This is a genomic window from Methylophaga sp. UBA1464, from assembly GCF_002325665.1.
Taxonomy (GTDB): Bacteria; Pseudomonadota; Gammaproteobacteria; order Nitrosococcales; family Methylophagaceae; genus Methylophaga.
The window spans coordinates 1-288 of the sequence record NZ_DCSO01000062.1 but is presented as its reverse complement, the minus strand read 5'-3'; the positions used below and the strand labels follow the sequence as shown (position 1 = coordinate 288).

Genomic DNA, 288 nt, shown 5'->3' with positions numbered 1-288 from the left:
CCTTGCGTATTATACGGAGGAGATAAACCAGTGCATTTTACTGCAGATGAATTAGCCTTCTCAAAACTGGTATATACACCTAATGCGCATACAGTTGTGATTGCTCTAGAAAATGGTGACACCTATAGTGCCATTATGCAGGACATTCAGTTTCACCCGGTAACCGAGAAAATTTTACACATCGATTTCTATCAATTATTTGAAGACAAACCTATAATGATGGAAATTCCTGTACATTTTGTGGGTAACTCCAAAGGTGTTAAAGCTGGTGGTGTGTTACGTAAAAAC

General features: G+C 38.2%; 1 protein-coding gene. It reads left to right on the top strand.

The annotated features are described in order from the left end of the window. A partial coding sequence (locus tag B3O33_RS07555) for a 50S ribosomal protein L25 (protein WP_292363323.1) occupies nucleotides 1-288 on the top strand: 288 nt, incomplete at both ends.